Origin of the sequence: Temperatibacter marinus (assembly GCF_031598375.1) — a bacterium.
Lineage (GTDB): Bacteria > Pseudomonadota > Alphaproteobacteria > Sphingomonadales > Kordiimonadaceae > Temperatibacter > Temperatibacter marinus.
Genome location: NZ_CP123872.1, coordinates 2145577 through 2160704, shown reverse-complemented (window position 1 = coordinate 2160704; position 15128 = coordinate 2145577). Strand labels below are relative to the sequence as shown.

Annotated in this window: 14 protein-coding genes and 1 tRNA gene; 7 read left to right on the top strand and 8 right to left on the bottom strand. The window is 44.2% G+C overall.

From position 1 onward, the window contains the following. The first annotated feature begins 61 nt into the window (after nt 1-61). Nucleotides 62-1093, top strand: coding sequence for a proline racemase family protein (locus tag QGN29_RS09540; RefSeq protein ID WP_310797624.1), 1032 nt, complete (start codon nt 62-64; stop codon nt 1091-1093). Between the two features lie 77 nt (nt 1094-1170). Here QGN29_RS09540 and QGN29_RS09535 read toward each other — a convergent pair whose 3' ends face one another. Together QGN29_RS09535 and QGN29_RS09530 are read right to left on the bottom strand one after the other, a co-directional pair. Continuing rightward, complete coding sequence (locus QGN29_RS09535) at nt 1171-2475, bottom strand: aminopeptidase P N-terminal domain-containing protein (protein ID WP_310797623.1); 1305 nt, start codon at nt 2473-2475, stop codon at nt 1171-1173. A gap of 261 nt (nt 2476-2736) precedes the next feature. Beyond that, on the bottom strand, nt 2737-3636 hold the full coding sequence (locus QGN29_RS09530) for a TolB family protein (RefSeq protein ID WP_310797622.1): 900 nt from the start codon (nt 3634-3636) through the stop codon (nt 2737-2739). A 323-nt stretch (nt 3637-3959) separates the two neighbouring features. Between QGN29_RS09530 and QGN29_RS09525 the strand changes: the two genes are divergently transcribed. Further along, nucleotides 3960-5750, top strand: coding sequence for a tetratricopeptide repeat protein (locus QGN29_RS09525; RefSeq protein ID WP_310797621.1), 1791 nt, complete (start codon nt 3960-3962; stop codon nt 5748-5750). Between the two features lie 220 nt (nt 5751-5970). Here the strand turns inward: QGN29_RS09525 and QGN29_RS09520 are convergent. Beyond that, nucleotides 5971-6060 (bottom strand) — tRNA-Ser (locus QGN29_RS09520). 140 nt (nt 6061-6200) lie between these two features. On the opposite strand from QGN29_RS09520, the gene QGN29_RS09515 reads away from it, so the two are divergent. The 5 genes from QGN29_RS09515 (at nt 6201) to QGN29_RS09495 (ending at nt 8986) form a co-directional block, all read left to right on the top strand. Then, nucleotides 6201-6620, top strand: coding sequence for a VOC family protein (locus QGN29_RS09515; RefSeq protein ID WP_375164701.1), 420 nt, complete (start codon nt 6201-6203; stop codon nt 6618-6620). A gap of 54 nt (nt 6621-6674) precedes the next feature. Beyond that, nucleotides 6675-7643, top strand: coding sequence for an alpha/beta hydrolase (locus QGN29_RS09510; RefSeq protein ID WP_310797619.1), 969 nt, complete (start codon nt 6675-6677; stop codon nt 7641-7643). Nucleotides 7644-7780: 137 nt separating this feature from the next. Beyond that, the gene (locus QGN29_RS09505) at nt 7781-8251 is read left to right on the top strand and encodes a hypothetical protein (RefSeq protein WP_310797618.1); all 471 of its coding nucleotides are present in this window, start codon (nt 7781-7783) and stop codon (nt 8249-8251) included. Next, nucleotides 8252-8476, top strand: a complete 225-nt coding sequence (locus tag QGN29_RS09500) for a helix-turn-helix transcriptional regulator (protein ID WP_310797617.1) — start codon at nt 8252-8254, stop codon at nt 8474-8476. It abuts the gene before it with no gap. A gap of 54 nt (nt 8477-8530) precedes the next feature. Continuing rightward, nucleotides 8531-8986 carry a methyltransferase family protein gene (locus tag QGN29_RS09495; RefSeq protein ID WP_310797616.1) on the top strand — a complete coding sequence of 152 codons (456 nt, stop codon included), beginning with the start codon at nt 8531-8533 and terminating at the stop codon, nt 8984-8986. 10 nt (nt 8987-8996) lie between these two features. Here the strand turns inward: QGN29_RS09495 and hutG are convergent, their stop codons facing one another. The 5 genes from hutG to QGN29_RS09470 are packed head-to-tail and all read right to left on the bottom strand — an operon-like array spanning nt 8997 to nt 15128. Further along, on the bottom strand, nt 8997-9773 hold the full coding sequence (gene hutG, locus QGN29_RS09490) for an N-formylglutamate deformylase (RefSeq protein ID WP_310797615.1): 777 nt from the start codon (nt 9771-9773) through the stop codon (nt 8997-8999). 30 nt (nt 9774-9803) lie between these two features. Continuing rightward, the gene (gene hutH / locus QGN29_RS09485; RefSeq protein WP_310797614.1) at nt 9804-11333 is read right to left on the bottom strand and encodes a histidine ammonia-lyase; all 1530 of its coding nucleotides are present in this window, start codon (nt 11331-11333) and stop codon (nt 9804-9806) included. A gap of 12 nt (nt 11334-11345) precedes the next feature. Beyond that, complete coding sequence (hutU, locus tag QGN29_RS09480) at nt 11346-13007, bottom strand: urocanate hydratase (RefSeq protein ID WP_310797613.1); 1662 nt, start codon at nt 13005-13007, stop codon at nt 11346-11348. 37 nt (nt 13008-13044) lie between these two features. Further along, complete coding sequence (hutC, locus tag QGN29_RS09475) at nt 13045-13755, bottom strand: histidine utilization transcriptional repressor HutC (protein ID WP_310797612.1); 711 nt, start codon at nt 13753-13755, stop codon at nt 13045-13047. Further along, nucleotides 13752-15128: a formimidoylglutamate deiminase gene (locus QGN29_RS09470; RefSeq protein ID WP_310797611.1), complete on the bottom strand. Its 1377-nt coding sequence runs from the start codon at nt 15126-15128 to the stop codon at nt 13752-13754. The genes hutC and QGN29_RS09470 overlap by 4 nt, the downstream gene beginning before the upstream one ends.

Genomic DNA, 15128 nt, shown 5'->3' with positions numbered 1-15128 from the left:
AGGTGTGAGACGAATAAATAGATCACGCGCTATTCCATCACTGAGGGAAAGAGAATGCTTTATGAAACTTGAGCTAAATAACCAGCAATCCTATCGGTCGATTATGACAATCGATGCCCATACTGAGGGGGAACCTCTTCGCATTATTAAAAGTGGATACCCCCCTATTCTTGGAAAAACTATCCTTGAAAAGCGCCGATATCTCTTGTCTCATCTTGATGAGTATCGCCAGATTTTGATGTTTGAGCCCCGCGGTCACGCTGATATGTACGGCGCCATCATAACAGAGCCAGAAAATCACGACAGCGACTTTGGTATCCTATTTATGCATAACGAAGGGTATAGCAGCATGTGCGGCCACGGAATCTTAGCGACTGTCACGGTTCTGATGGAATGCGGAGATATCAAAGTGGGCACACAAGAAAAACGTTCTATAAAAATTGATTCTCCCGCCGGCTTAATTACAGCTTACGGAGAGTGGATTAACAACAAACCTCATGTGAGTTTTGACTGCGTCCCTTCTTTTGTCGACTGCGTAGATCAACAGATAGAAGTCCCTGATCTAGGTACTGTGACCTATGATATTCTATTTGGAGGGGCCTATTATGCCTATGTAGATGCTGATGCTCTTAACATTGACTGCAATTCTGAAAACAGCCAGACTTTAATATTAGCAGGCAAGGCAATTAAAAAGGCAATCGCTGAGAATTACTCAATTAAGCATCCTGAGCAAGAAGATCTCGGTTTTTTATACGGGGTGATTTTCACTTCCTCAAAGACCACTTATTCAGAGAGCCACTCGCGTCATGTCTGTGTCTTTGCTGATGGGGAAGTGGACCGATCGCCAACAGGGACAGGTGTGAGCGGCCGCGCCGCGCAGTTGGTCGTCAAACAGGGCCTGCCGCTTAACCAAGCCGTTAGGATCGAAAGCATCATCAGCAGTCACATGACGGTAGAAGCGATAAAATCAATAGAGTATTATGGTAAACACGCTGTCATACCCCGTGTAACAGGCAGAGCTTTCATAACAGGAATTCATACGTTTCTTATTGATGAAGAGGACCCTTTTAAGCAGGGATTTTTTATTAGATAGACTGCCCGTGCCAGACAACTCATCTAAACGCAAACCCGCACTCTATACCAATGATAGAGACAGCCGGCAGATGATGTTTATCTTTTCATATAATCTTCAATATCAGTGACAGTGCGCGGGATAGAGGCGGTCAAGTTTTCATGCCCGTTTTTAGTCACTAAAATATCATCTTCTATCCGGATACCCATGCCGCGAAATTCTTCTGGAACAGTCTCACAAGACTGAGGGAAATATAGACCGGGCTCAATGGTAAAAACCATCCCTTCTTGCAGGGTAACCCAGCGTCCATCCGCTTCTCTATATCGGCCCACATCATGCACATCTAGTCCCAACCAGTGACCTGTTTTATGAATGGTATAGGGTTTGTGTAAATCTTTTTCCAAAACCTCATCAAGGCTGCCTTTTAAAAGACCCAGATCTATCAATCCTTGGGACAGAACTTTCATATTCGTTTCATAAATCTCTGACCATAGAAGGCCTGGCTTCACGAGAGCAATGGAGGCGTCCAGCCCGGCGAGCACAATAGTATAAACGTCTTTTTGCAAAGCAGAGAATTGACCTGTCACAGGATAACTCCGTGTTACATCTGCAGTGTAATTTTTATACTCAGCACCTGCATCCACAAGGATCATATCCCCTGACTTTAAGGCAGAACCATAATCGGTATAATGTAAACAACATGCATTATTACCGCTCGCCACAATGTTTGGATATCCGACCTCAGCGCATCCGTGATGGCCAATTTCACCCATAAAGGCCCCGCTAAGTGTCACTTCCATCGCACCGGGTCTTGCCTTCTCCATCAACGCCTTATGACCGGCTTCAGTGGCTTTCACAGCTTGGCGGAGTAAGGCGATTTCATGCTCGTCTTTGACGCAGCGCATTTGATGAACCAAGGGCAAAATAGAATGCAAAGACCGATAGATCCGCTGGTCATCAAATTTAGCAGACCGGCGCTGTGCATCCAGCCACTGGCGCACCTGAGTATCGAACCGACCCAACTCATCAGATAAAAATATCTGACATCTCTCCTCTAACATTTCAGGTATTTTCTCTGAGAGATCCCCAATCGAATAAGCACTTGTCGCAGCCAGTTGTTCTCTTGCCCCCTCTATACCCAACCGATCTCCAAAACTGATTTCCTGGGCTTTATCACGAGGCCGCACAAAAAGCGTATAATTGTCCGCGTGCCCTGGGCGAAGGAGTGCAGCGGCATCCGGCTCTGAACAGCCTGTTAAATAGTAAAAATCGCTATTTTGACGAAAAGGATAGAGGATATTTTTACTTCGGACTTGCTCTTGATGGCCCGCCAAGATGACAACACTATCGCTATCTAAAGTGTCAAATAGACGACGCCGGCGCTCTGCATAGATATCAGTCATGGTGGCAGTCTCCCCTCTTCCTCATATCGCTCCCTTATGAGCGGATCAATTCAGTTCTGGCGATATAATCATAGGGAGACCGTGCTGACAATAAGTGATTAACACTTCACAACCCAAAAAACACTCGGCCTGGCTTTAAGCATTCCGCTCAAAGTGGAACTGAAGATGAAAACCGCATGAAATGGCTAAGCATTACAATCGTCACCGTATTATATTCTTCGCCCCACAGTTTTAACACCTTCTAAACTGTAAATCTCGACTTTACTGACGAGGTCGCAGGTCTTCAATAACACTGGCATTGACCCAGTAGAGGTTTGAAAGGCCGTTTTTCTCATTATACCGGCTAAAAAAGAGATATTTACCATCAGGAGAGAGAGACGGCACTGTCTCATTAAAGGATGAATTTACCTCTTGTCCCATATTTATTGGCTGTGACCAGCTGCCATCTTTGGTTTTAAAATAGACATAGAGGTCTCTATCTTTGCGGCTAGCATTCTCTTTATGTCTATCATCAGCAATAATAAAATCTTGATCGAGCGAGGCAAATCCATGAAAGCCTGCTTCGATGGGAAGCTCAATCTTCTTAGGGAATTTTCCATCAATTTTGGGGGCATGGTAGATCTTGGCTTTGTAGATGTCTGTGTAAAAAAGATCGCCATTTTGCGCCTCGTTAGAATCGAAAACTTCAGCCTCATTGATCGGGGAGACAAGTTTTTTCGCTTCTCCCCAAGACTTTTGATGACGCTCCACATACCAAATATCATTATTGCCGTATTCTGCGTCATGCCCCGTAAAATATATTCTTTTGCCGTCATGGCTAATGAAAGGATGCAGTTCACCAGCAACTTTATCCTTTGTAAAATTGGCCTTTTTAACCGGCGTCCATACGCCGTTGACCTGCTTTGTATAGAAAATTGTAGAAAGCTCTCCTTCTTTATTGCCTGAAAAATAGATCTCCTTCAAATCCTTGGAAAAGGTAATTCCAAACTCATATCGACCTTCTACAGAGATAAGGTTTGGCGCAAAAAGCCGGGGTATTTTCCCCGGTTTGCTCTGCCCCATATAGGCACCGGTTGTCTCTGGCTTTATATCTTGTGCACCCAATGGGCCGGTTAGGCTGAATACGACTAGGGTCAAAAGGGGAAGTGGATTAAATGTCATGACAATTCCTTAACAAACTGGCCTGCCTACAGATCGGAACAGGGTGAAAATAATTTTCCACCTTTTAATGACGCCAGCGCCAAAATGCATGGTGTATGCTGTGAATGGTATCTTTTTTGCGATGAACCGATTTGTTCAGTAGAGAAACAGGTAGAGTCATTAGAGACGTAAAACTGATGACATAATCATAACCTCCTTAATTCCATTTTATGATGGGCAAGGTGTCTACAAATCTAGGGCAACTCATAAAGACTTGATTCAGAATAAAAACCATTCATAATCAATAAATTGCCCCTATTAATTGACACTTGAAAGGCCTAATAATGAAACCATTGCACCTCCTCGCGGCGCTATTTTTGATATCTTTACAGCCCAGCACAACTCATGCGACTGACGAATCTGTTGCTCAGCTTAAGGCCAGCCTAAATGAGCCTCTTTTCATTGGAAATGAGTTAAACGTCTGGAGCAAAATTGCAAAGCATTATGAGGAAGGTACGGGCGGCGTTTCAGTCGATGAAAAAAAAGCACTAAACATTTATCATCAAATCGCACAGCACGGCAATCGTTACGGTTCCTATAAATTAGCTCGTGCCTATTTCGAAGGGAAGTTAGTCAAACAAGACTATAAGGAAACTTTGCGATGGGTGCTGGCTGCCAGCTATCATAATAGTGTATTCGAACGCGTTAGACACGATGGGTATGACTATAAAAGCGGTAAGTATATGGTAAAAAAGAGAATTAATGGCGACCTTTTTGGTTTCGATCGTCAAGAAGAGCAAGTCATTTATAATAACCTAAACCGTAAAGATGAAGCGGAAATTTATTACTATTGGGCACGTATGAAAGATAGTAGTATTCAATATAAGAACGATCCAAAAGAAGACAAAGTGGGAGGAAGACCTGTTAAGAAATTAACATCCCGTGACATTGACCGAGTAACACGTCATGATGGAAACTATTATGGATTTGAATGGTATGAAGTTGCTGCCCAGCTTGGCCATTTAGAAGCTCAGAAACATCTAGCAAAGTTTTACGAGAAAGACATGCTGAGTTTCCAAAACTTTAGCCAAGCTTCTATGGCTGGTTATTGGAATGGTGTTTTAGCTGATCGTGGCTTAGGCGATGAGTATGAATGGAACTTTACTAAGCTCACACTATCTGCCCACAAAACCAATGAAGACCAACTTAGAAAAGCGATTATTTTAGGCACAGCATTTGGCAGTACAGATGGCCATAAATATCAAGAAGAAGCTGGATTAGCACTGGCCTCATTTTATCTAAGTGACAAAACAACTCTAAAAAGCACCCCAAAAGCCATTGGCTGGCTTGAAGAACTGGCAGATAAAGGGTTTGCCAGTGCAATGACCAATCTAGGTCAGTTGTATCTGAGAGGTGTGCATATTCCCCGAAATAAAACCAAAGCAAAGATGTGGTATACGCGGGCCAGTGATGCGGGTGAATCACCTGACTTATTTTACTACCTAGCGGTAGAAATGTTAGAAAGCGACGACGGTGCCGAGCGTAAAACATATGACATACCACAGGATATTCAAGAAGGCCTTTACTGGCTTCATAAAAGTGTCGAACTTGGTTCCGCAAGTGGCTTTAAGAAACTTGGGGTATATTATGTACACGGAACACATATAAGAAAGAATATTGAGAAAGGCATTGCCTATCTTCAGAAAGCAAAACAACTAGGATATAGCTACAGAATATATTATGCCGAAGAAGGATATCAGTATGACCCATTCTATTCTAAAAGACTGAAGGAGAAGGCTAAGCCGGCAGATCTAAGTCTTGCACTGCGCTTATATTCACTTGGTGCTTATTACGAGGCCAATTCCAATGCAATGGTACGCATAATTGATCTGCATTTAGAAAAGAAAAATACTGTCATCTCGGTTGGCGAGGTCTACCAATGGGCGAAACTTTTAGAACAATTTTCTAAAGCTGACAGTAAACAAAAATATATGGATATAGCAGAAAAAATTGGAAACACACTTTCATCCAACAAACGTATAGAACTTGAAAATAACCTGCAAAAATGGTTAGCACACATACGCTCAAAACCCGCATTGCCACCAAAACCAAAGTCTGGCATAGGGTTTCAGTAAACTTTTACAGAGCTCTTGTTAGAAGATGATCCACATTCGAAAGCTAATGACTGTCGCCCAAATTATCATTAAACCGACAGCATTAGCTTTCATTTTTCAATTTATGCAGGGCTTTTTATTGTCTAAAGAAACTCTATGAATCTTAGGAAAATTGGTTTTATCTGAGCCAAAACAAGAAAAGGGCTACGGGATATAAAATCAACCGTAACCCTTTGAATAATGGCGGAGACGAAGGGATTCGAACCCTCGAACAGGTTGCCCCGTTACTCCCTTAGCAGGGGAGCGCTTTCGACCACTCAGCCACGTCTCCGCCGCCGTTGATAGTGAAACACGCTGGCCAAGTCAACAGCTCTTTTACATTTTTCTCACTTTTTTCGAAAACCGTTGGAAACCATTCCTTTCCTCAGTATAGTATAGTGGATAAACATCTTTGCTTAATGAGGAAATATGATGCCACCTCCTAGTTTATTTCATCTTGCTGTCCCCGTTGATTCTCTCGAAGAGGCACGCGGCTTTTACGGTGATCTCTTAGGCCTGGAAGAAGGTCGATCAAGCGAGACGTGGATTGATTACAACTTCTATGGACATCAATTTGTTGTACATCTTGGAAGCCCCCTGATAGAGCCCGACATAAATGGTGTAGACGGCGATTCAGTGCCCAGCTTCCATTACGGTGCCATTCTCATGTGGGATGAGTGGCAGGCTCTCGCTCAACGGTTAGAGACGGCACAGATAAAGTTCATTATTGAGCCAAAAATCCGTTTTCAAGGACAACCCGGTGAACAAGCGACAATGTTTTTCAAAGACCCTGCCGGTAATGCCCTTGAATTTAAGAGTTTTAGGGATCGGAACCAAATTTTCGCCAAATAGCCTATACTAAACCCTATTTCCGTGTTAGTTTTCGCCCACAAGAGGGAGGAACCCATGGGTCTTATGGTTCGAGCTAATTTTATTATTTTGATCGCTGTTTCAAGTCTGACATTCAAAGCAGCAGCGGAAACTGAAAAAGAAATATCATCATCAAATCATAAACTCTCCGGCACATTAGTCTATTCTGAAGCCACCAAACGCCCCACCGCGATCATCGTTCCCCGGTCAGGAAAAACGGATCGAAATGGAGATGAAGGCAGAGAAGTCCGCGGAAAGATCTATAAACAACTTGCAGATCAACTTTCAATACTCGGGATTAATACGCTCAGAATTGAAAAAAGAGACCTAAAAGCCCCTCCCCGCACGCAAGAGACAACAACGCCCCCAGTAACCATTGATGATTATGAAGCTGACCTGCATACGTGGATTGAAACAGCCCTACCCTATAGCTCTGATGAGTGTGTTTGGCTTATCGGTCACGGCGAAGGCGGTCTTATCTCGCTCATCGCAGCTCAAAATAATACCCAAACATGTGGCCTTATTTTAATCTCTACAGCAGGCCGTAATCTTTCTAGCATTATGATCACAAGACTAAAGACTATTAAGGATAACATGAGGATAATGCCCCAAATCAGCCATACGGTGCGCAAATTAAAAGCTGCAAGGCCTATCCCAAATGAAAAAATGATCCCGCCTCTAAGACGGTTTTTCGGGGAACATCTCCAGCCTTACCTCATAAGCAGTTTTGCCAATACAGCAAGCGACTTAATCAAGAAAATATCCATTCCAACGCTGATCATCCACGGTGAAAATGATACAAAAACACCCTTGAGTGAAGCCGAGCTCCTGTTGCGCTCTAACCCGCAAGCAAAGCTGGTCGTGATTAAAAAAGGCAACCATATTTTGAAGGCCATGGAAGATAAAGAACAGATGACTGTTATGAAGGCCTATATGAATTCTTTTCATATGATTGACCCTAAGTACGGGGAAGAGATCGCATCTTTCATGAAAGAAAAATCCTAGTCCGTCGTTATTTATTTTTTACTTTATGTAATGTATATTTGACATCATGTTGCGAATCGGACATATTGTGTAATATATTTCATACATAACGTTTGAAATAGAATACACCCGAGACACGACATACAAGGAATAAAAAAATGAATACTCTATCCCCCCGAGAGAAGAATTTATGGGTCAATATCATCATCGATGTAATTGCCCTCACATGGTTCGCCTACTTTTTAGCGACCACACCTGCCACTGTTGAGGCATATAAGACGGAATTATTTAGTTTTGTTGCAGGCGTTGCTCTTGTCAGCATCGTTATCGCCAGCACGCTTGGCCTCATTTTTTCAAAAGCTCATGAATTAGAAGATATGGATGAGCGGGATGAACTTATTGCCCTAAAAGGCATGAAAGTCGGATACTATGTTCTGGGTGGCTTAATGATCTATCTAATAGGTGCTGCTTATCTGGACGCATTTACGGCCCTCGTTGATGGTGAAGCTGTCTACAAAGGGGTCCGGTTCTCGCCTCTTGTCATTGGTAATGTATTATTAGTTGTTATTACACTTTCAACTTTAGCAAAAGACGTGGCATCTCTTATCTATTACCGCAAGGAGTTTTAAATGACGAAACTCAAAATAAAAAATAAAGTCAGAGAGCTACGCTTTCATTCAAATGAGATGACCCAAGCTTCCTTGGCAAAACAAACTGGCGTGACCCGTCAAACAATCTTAGCCCTTGAAGCTGGTCGCTACTCCCCGTCTCTCGAGCTTGCCTTTAAAGTAGCTATGGCTTTTAATGTTGAGATTGGAGATGTATTCTCCGTCACACATGAGCCACAGGATTAAGACTGTTCCTGTGAAAAACCCACTGAGTTTCTGACATAAAGCAAAGGAAAGAGCATGAGTAAGATCAATTCCAGATTCAAAGGCAAATTAGTGCCCCCTGTTATCCTTCTACTCTGTGCTCTTTTCATTATTGCGGTGAAGAAATTCACCATAACAACCCCCATATACCCTGAATACGGCAATGCCCTGGTTCTCCTTGGTATCATCACGATGGTAACTGCAGCACTACAATTTAGACGTGCGCAAACGCCCTTAGTTCCAGGGACAACGGCTTCTCAAATTGTTGATAGCGGCATATTCAACCTTAGCCGCAACCCTATGTATCTCGGAATGCTTTTCATGCTTCTAGGTGGCAGTTGGATGTCGGGCAGTTTACTCAGTACGCTCGCTCCTCTATATTTCGTGGCTCATATTGAGAAAAACTTCATTGAGAATGAAGAAGAATTTTTAGAAGAGCTTTTTGGCGATACATATAAAGCCTACAAAAAGCGGGTGAGACGCTGGATCTAGAGAGATAAATCTAGCGCATCAACTGAGTGATCATTGACCGAAGCAAGGGTTGAACCACTGAAGCTTTTTGAGTGTCATAGGACAGGGTTTCTTCATTCATATAGAGCGCTTGTGACATCTCTAGTTGTATTGAATGAACACCTTCTACAGGATTACCATACTTACGGGTAATAAAGCCGCCTTTAAAGCGACCATTGAGCACAGTGCTGTGCCGGGCACTTCGACTAAGAGTATTATAGGCCAGTGTTTCAAAATCTGTATAGCAACTTTTCCCACTGTTGGTCCCAATGTTAAAATCAGGAAGTTTGCCTTCAAAAAATCGTGGTACTTCCGATTTTATACTATGGGCATCAAATAGAATGACATCACTGTGAAGCGTTCTCAACCGATCAATTTGTTTTTGAATTTCTGCGTGATACGGATCATAATAGCGTGTTTGCCTATCGGAAATTTCACTGCCGTCTGGCAATTCGCCATCTAAATAAAGCGGTTGATCGTCAAACAGCGTTGTTGGGCAAAGCTCTGTTACACTTTGCCCTGGATAAAGGCTTTCCCCTGAGGGGTCTCGATTGAGATCAACAACGTAACGACTGTAATTTGCGGAAATGAGAGTCACGTCAAGCGCGTGAAGAAAATTATACAGCTGAGGCAAATGCCAATCCGTATCTGGCAATCTCATGGCATCAAGCGTCAATTTCCCTTGAATTGGACCCAATTGAATTCCAGAATGCGGCATCGAAACGATCAGCCGACTATTGCCTTCCTTAAGTCCAAATAAATCAAACATCCTATTCCTCCTCTCCGCAGCATGGGTTCTCTAGGTTGAAGATGGCACTAAACCCTCAACAAAGTCAAGATAACTACTTGAAAGAACTAAGTTTCTCAAGGCTTCTATGTCAGGAGAAAAATATCGGTCCTCTGTATAAAAGTCTGCCCTCTGTCTGATCATTTCATAAGATTTCTCTATCGGCTTAGAGGAAGTCAAGGGCCGGTGAAAATCAATCCCCTGCGCAGCTGCTAGCAACTCTATACCAATAACAGCGGCAGCATTTTCGGCCATATCTTTCAAGCGTCTTGCTGCAAAAGTCGCCATAGAGACATGATCCTCTTGCCCAGCGGATGTCGGGATGCTGTCAACACTTGCAGGGTGAGCAAAGGTCTTGTTCTCACTGACAAGAGCGGCCGTGGTTACTTGCGCAATCATAAAACCGCTATTTAGCCCCCCATCCTGAACCAGGAAAGCAGGCAATCCTGACATTTTTGGATCTACTAGCAAACTCATCCGGCGCTCTGAAATGCTCGCTATTTCACACACAGCCAAGGCTAAACAATCTGCAGCAAAAGCAACAGGTTCAGCATGGAAATTACCGCCAGAGAGAATATCCCCTTCCTCTGGAAATATGAGGGGATTATCTGTTACAGCGTTCGCCTCAGTGAGTAAAATTTCTGCATTTTGGCGAAGAACACCTAAGGCAGCGCCCATGACTTGCGGCTGACATCTTAGACTATATGGGTCTTGAACTTTTTCACAGGTTTCGTGGCTTTTACGAATATCACTTCCAACAAGCAAAGACCGCATAGACGCTGCAAAATCAATTTGACCTTGCTGACGACGCACTGCATGGATCCGGGCATCAAAAGGGACATCGCTGCCCTTCATGGCATCTACACTCATGGCCCCTGCCACTGTTGCCGCAGCGAATACATCTTCTATCATCAGTAAACCACGCAGGGCTAACGCCGTTGAAACTTGTGTGCCATTCAACAGAGCCAAACCTTCTTTGGCCCCCAATTGAAGAGTGGAAAGGCCTGCAATCTTCAATCCTTCATTGGCATCGATAATCTCGCCCTTGTACCGAACATGCCCGTACCCGAGCAGAACTGATGACATATGTGCAAGAGGCGCTAAATCACCCGAGGCCCCTACAGAGCCTTTTTCAGGGATAATGGGATAGATCTCTTTTTCAATCAGGGTCAAAATGGCTTCAATGGTCGAGACCTGCACACCGCTATGTCCTTGAGCCATTGAAGATGCTTTTAAAGCCATAATTAAACGAACCACATTATCCGGCAGGGCCTCACCTGTCCCCGTTGCATGAGAAAGAACAAGGTTTTCTTGAAGCTTTTCAACATCCTCTGCTGATATTCTTTGGTTTGCTAACAGACCAAAACCAGTATTCACACCATAAGCTGTATCACCGCGGTCCACCAAATCTGTCACTGTTTTTCTGGCAATCTCAACTTTAGTTTTCCAGTCTCCTGCAAGGACGAGCTTCACCGGCTCTTTATAAAGAGCCCGCAGCTGCGCTAGGGTAAAATGACCAGCTTCTATTTTTAATATATTCATTTTTTATGTGCCCTATTCTTTATTTAGCATTGGCAAAGTGAGGCCCTTTTCATGAGCACAGTCTTTAGCGATGTCATAGCCTGCATCCGCGTGACGCATCACACCTGTTCCTGGATCATTCCATAGGACGCGCTCTAAACGAGCTGCAGCTTCCTCTGTGCCATCAGCCATGACAACAACACCGCTATGCTGGCTATATCCCATGCCAACGCCGCCGCCGTGATGCAGACTAACCCAAGTGGCTCCTGAGGCTGTATTGAGCAAAGCATTTAACAAAGGCCAGTCTGACACAGCATCTGACCCATCTTTCATGGATTCAGTTTCTCTGTTAGGACTGGCAACTGAACCACTATCCAGGTGATCGCGGCCGATCACAACAGGCGCTTTCAATTCCCCGTTTTTGACCATTTCATTAAAAGCCAAGCCCAAACGATGGCGGTCTCCTAACCCAACCCAGCAAATTCGAGCCGGTAGGCCTTGGAATTGAATTCGATCCCGAGCCATATCAAGCCAATTATGGAGATGAGGATTATCTGGAATAAGTTCCTTAACCTTTTGATCTGTCTTATAGATATCTTCTGGATCACCAGAGAGGGCACACCAACGGAACGGCCCAATACCTTGGCAGAATAAAGGCCTGACATAGGCTGGAACAAAACCAGGAAAGTCAAAAGCATTTTCAACCCCTTCATCAAATGCAACTTGACGAATATTATTGCCGTAATCAACTGTAGGCACACCCATATGATGAAAATCCAGCATGGCCTGCACATGACACGCCATCGATTTTTTTGCTGCAGCTGATACTTCTTCTTTTGCTGTTTCGCGTTTAGATATCCACTCTTCTACAGTCCAGCCTAGGGGTAAATACCCATTCACAGGATCATGAGCAGATGTCTGGTCTGTCAGCGCATCAGGCCGCAAGCCTTTAGTAACCATCTGAGGTAATAATTCTGCCGCATTTCCAAGCACACCAACTGAAAGAGGTTTCCCCTCATTGTGTGACGCTTCAATCATACTGATTGCCTCTTCGACAGTATCGGCCCGTGCATCCAGATAGCCTGTTCTTAGCCTGAAATCGATGGACTTCTCTTGGCACTCGATAGCAAGGCAGCTGAATCCTGCCATCGTTGCGGCCAAAGGCTGTGCCCCGCCCATGCCGCCCAGGCCTGCAGTTAATATCCATTTCCCTTTTGCTGAGCCTTCAAAATGCTGACGCGCCATTTCAACAAAGGTTTCATACGTTCCTTGAACTATACCTTGTGAGCCAATGTAAATCCAACTGCCAGCGGTCATTTGCCCGTACATCATCAAGCCTTTTTTATCGAGCTCATTAAAATGGTCCCAGTTAGCCCAGGCAGGTACTAAATTGGAATTGGCAATGAGCACGCGGGGCGCATCTGAATGGGTTCTAAAAACACCCACAGGTTTACCAGACTGAACCAGTAATGTTTCATTTTCTTCCATAGACTGAAGCGTACTAACGATTTGATCAAAACATTCCCAGTTTCTTGCTGCACGACCAATACCCCCGTAAACAACCAAATCTTCAGGGTTTTCAGCGACATCTGGATGCAAATTATTCATCATCATGCGCATTGGGGCCTCTAAAGCCCAGCTTTTACATGATATTTCCGTCCCTGTGGGCGCGATAATTTCTGCTCTATTTCTCATGATATACTCCCTAAATTTATGTCACTTTTATAGTCACTTATGCGTTATCAAATCTGGCCGTCAGCTCATATCGACTGCCTGGATAGGTTAGGCGTGCAACACTGGCTACTTGTTTACCTGTCCAAGTTCTTCTCTTAATCTGCAAACAGGCGTCTCCGCGATCTACATCAAGGTAGATGGCCTCCTCTTTCCCGGCCTCGAGCGCTCGAATTTGGTGCTCTGCCTTTAACAGCGGCGCAATATCAAGCAAAAATTCTGCTGATGAGGTCTTTGTGAAATCTGCACCATCCACTTCAGGAACGACTTTAGGGTTTATAAGGCGATCTTCTAACTCAATGGGGATCCCGTTCCCAAAATGCACGGCTCGCAACCTAAACACGCGGCTTCCAGCATTCAGCTCCATTTCGCCAGCCATTGCTACCGCGAGCTTAGCAAAACCGCATTCTATGATTTTCGTAGACCAAATCTCTCCCCGGCTTTCAATTTCATTGCGAATTCCCACAACTTTTAATGCTTCACCGTGAACCCTTTTCTCAGCGACAAATGATCCGAGCCCTGCACGCCGTACAATCTGACTTTCTGCTTCGAGTTCTTTGAAAGCGCGATTCACTGTCATGCGCGAGATGCCCATATCTTTGACCAATTGATTTTCTGAGGGCACTTGATCGCCAACAGTTAGATCACCTTTGGCGATCAGATCTATAATATGATTTTTTACGCGTAAATATCTTGCCACTGGCTGGGTCATACATCTCTCTCGTTTAAGGCTTTAATCGCCTCTCTATACTCGTTTAATACTTCTTCTTCTATGGGGTGCTGGCCGTCAACGATGCGCCACTGTCCCGCAACCATAACTCTGTCAATTGGGCATGCCTGTCCTGTGAAGATAAAACTGTCTAAAATTTGACCATAGGAAGCATTGATTAGCTGCGGGGCCGTCAGATCTAAAATCACCAGATCAGCCCGTTTGCCAACTTTTAATTCTCCAATAGGCTGATCCAAGGATTGAGCCCCTCCAAGGGCTGCATTATGATAGAGGAATTCACCTACATGACCATCTTCTTTGGCTAGAACACAGCGCTCTTGTTTTAAGAGACGCTCATTATATTCAAGTTGTTTCAATTCTTCTCTTAGATCCGTACTTATATGGCTATCAGATCCAATTGCCCAAGCTCCCCCGTAATCCATATATTCCTTAGACGGAAAGAAACCATCCCCTAGATTTGCTTCTGTTGCAGGACACAACCCCGCAACAGCTCCAGTAAATGCAAGCCGCTCACATTCAATTTTTGTGAGATGCGTAGCGTGAATAAGTGTCCATCTCTCATCTATAGAAAATGTATCCAGTAACCATTCAACAGGACGTTTTGTGGTAAATGCTATACAGTCCTCGACTTCTTTTCTTTGTTCCGCGATATGAATATGAATGGGTCCAGAAGAAAACCGGGCAATCGCTTCTTTTAGCGGCGCCTCGGGAACGGCCCGGAGGCTATGAATGGCAATCCCTAAATTATCATCCTTGCCCAAAGACGGTCTGATCTCATCCAGCAATCTAAAGAAAGCCGGAATTCGGTGCAAAAATGGCTGTTGCTGCATTTCAGCACCCATGGCGCCAAAATCTGACGTCTGGTACAAAACAGGCAAAAACGTCATTGGTAGCCCGACCGACTGTGCTGCACCTATGACAGACTGAGCCATCTGAGCGGCTTCGCCTTCATGGCTATTATGCACATAGTGGAATTCACCTATAGATGTGTAGCCTGCTTTTAAGAGCTCTACATAAAGCTGCCGTGCGATGGCATAAAGCAGGTCTGGGCTCATACAATCCGCAAGGGAATACATGGCTTCTCGCCAACTCCAGAAACTATTCTTACCGGGTACTCTATACTCAGCGAGGCCTGCCATTGCTCGCTGAAAGGCATGTGAATGCACATTGGCCATACCAGGTAGAGCGTGCCCAAAAATCTGAACATCCTCTGGAAAATCTTTATGCCACTCAATGGAGGATATGACGCCTAGATCGTCAATAGTGATCTGGACATTCTCTCGAAACTTACCTTCAACATGAGCTGATTTGCAATAAATAATCTGCACAATTTGGTTTTTATGAACGTTAAGCAT

Bases quoted from the DNA above. Each gene is read 5' to 3' on its own strand.
- QGN29_RS09530 (WP_310797622.1), bottom strand. From the start codon at position 3,636: ATGACATTTAATCCACTTCCCCTTTTGACCCTAGTCGTATTCAGCCTA.
- QGN29_RS09510 (WP_310797619.1), top strand. From the start codon at position 6,675: ATGGGTCTTATGGTTCGAGCTAATTTTATTATTTTGATCGCTGTTTCA.
- hutG (WP_310797615.1), bottom strand. From the start codon at position 9,773: ATGTTTGATTTATTTGGACTTAAGGAAGGCAATAGTCGGCTGATCGTT.
- QGN29_RS09470 (WP_310797611.1), bottom strand. From the start codon at position 15,128: ATGCTTAACGTTCATAAAAACCAAATTGTGCAGATTATTTATTGCAAA.
- QGN29_RS09500 (WP_310797617.1), top strand. From the start codon at position 8,252: ATGACGAAACTCAAAATAAAAAATAAAGTCAGAGAGCTACGCTTTCAT.
- QGN29_RS09495 (WP_310797616.1), top strand. From the start codon at position 8,531: ATGAGTAAGATCAATTCCAGATTCAAAGGCAAATTAGTGCCCCCTGTT.
- hutH (WP_310797614.1), bottom strand. From the start codon at position 11,333: ATGAATATATTAAAAATAGAAGCTGGTCATTTTACCCTAGCGCAGCTG.
- QGN29_RS09540 (WP_310797624.1), top strand. From the start codon at position 62: ATGAAACTTGAGCTAAATAACCAGCAATCCTATCGGTCGATTATGACA.
- hutU (WP_310797613.1), bottom strand. From the start codon at position 13,007: ATGAGAAATAGAGCAGAAATTATCGCGCCCACAGGGACGGAAATATCA.
- QGN29_RS09525 (WP_310797621.1), top strand. From the start codon at position 3,960: ATGAAACCATTGCACCTCCTCGCGGCGCTATTTTTGATATCTTTACAG.
- hutC (WP_310797612.1), bottom strand. From the start codon at position 13,755: ATGACCCAGCCAGTGGCAAGATATTTACGCGTAAAAAATCATATTATA.
- QGN29_RS09535 (WP_310797623.1), bottom strand. From the start codon at position 2,475: ATGACTGATATCTATGCAGAGCGCCGGCGTCGTCTATTTGACACTTTA.
- QGN29_RS09505 (WP_310797618.1), top strand. From the start codon at position 7,781: ATGAATACTCTATCCCCCCGAGAGAAGAATTTATGGGTCAATATCATC.
- QGN29_RS09515 (WP_375164701.1), top strand. From the start codon at position 6,201: ATGCCACCTCCTAGTTTATTTCATCTTGCTGTCCCCGTTGATTCTCTC.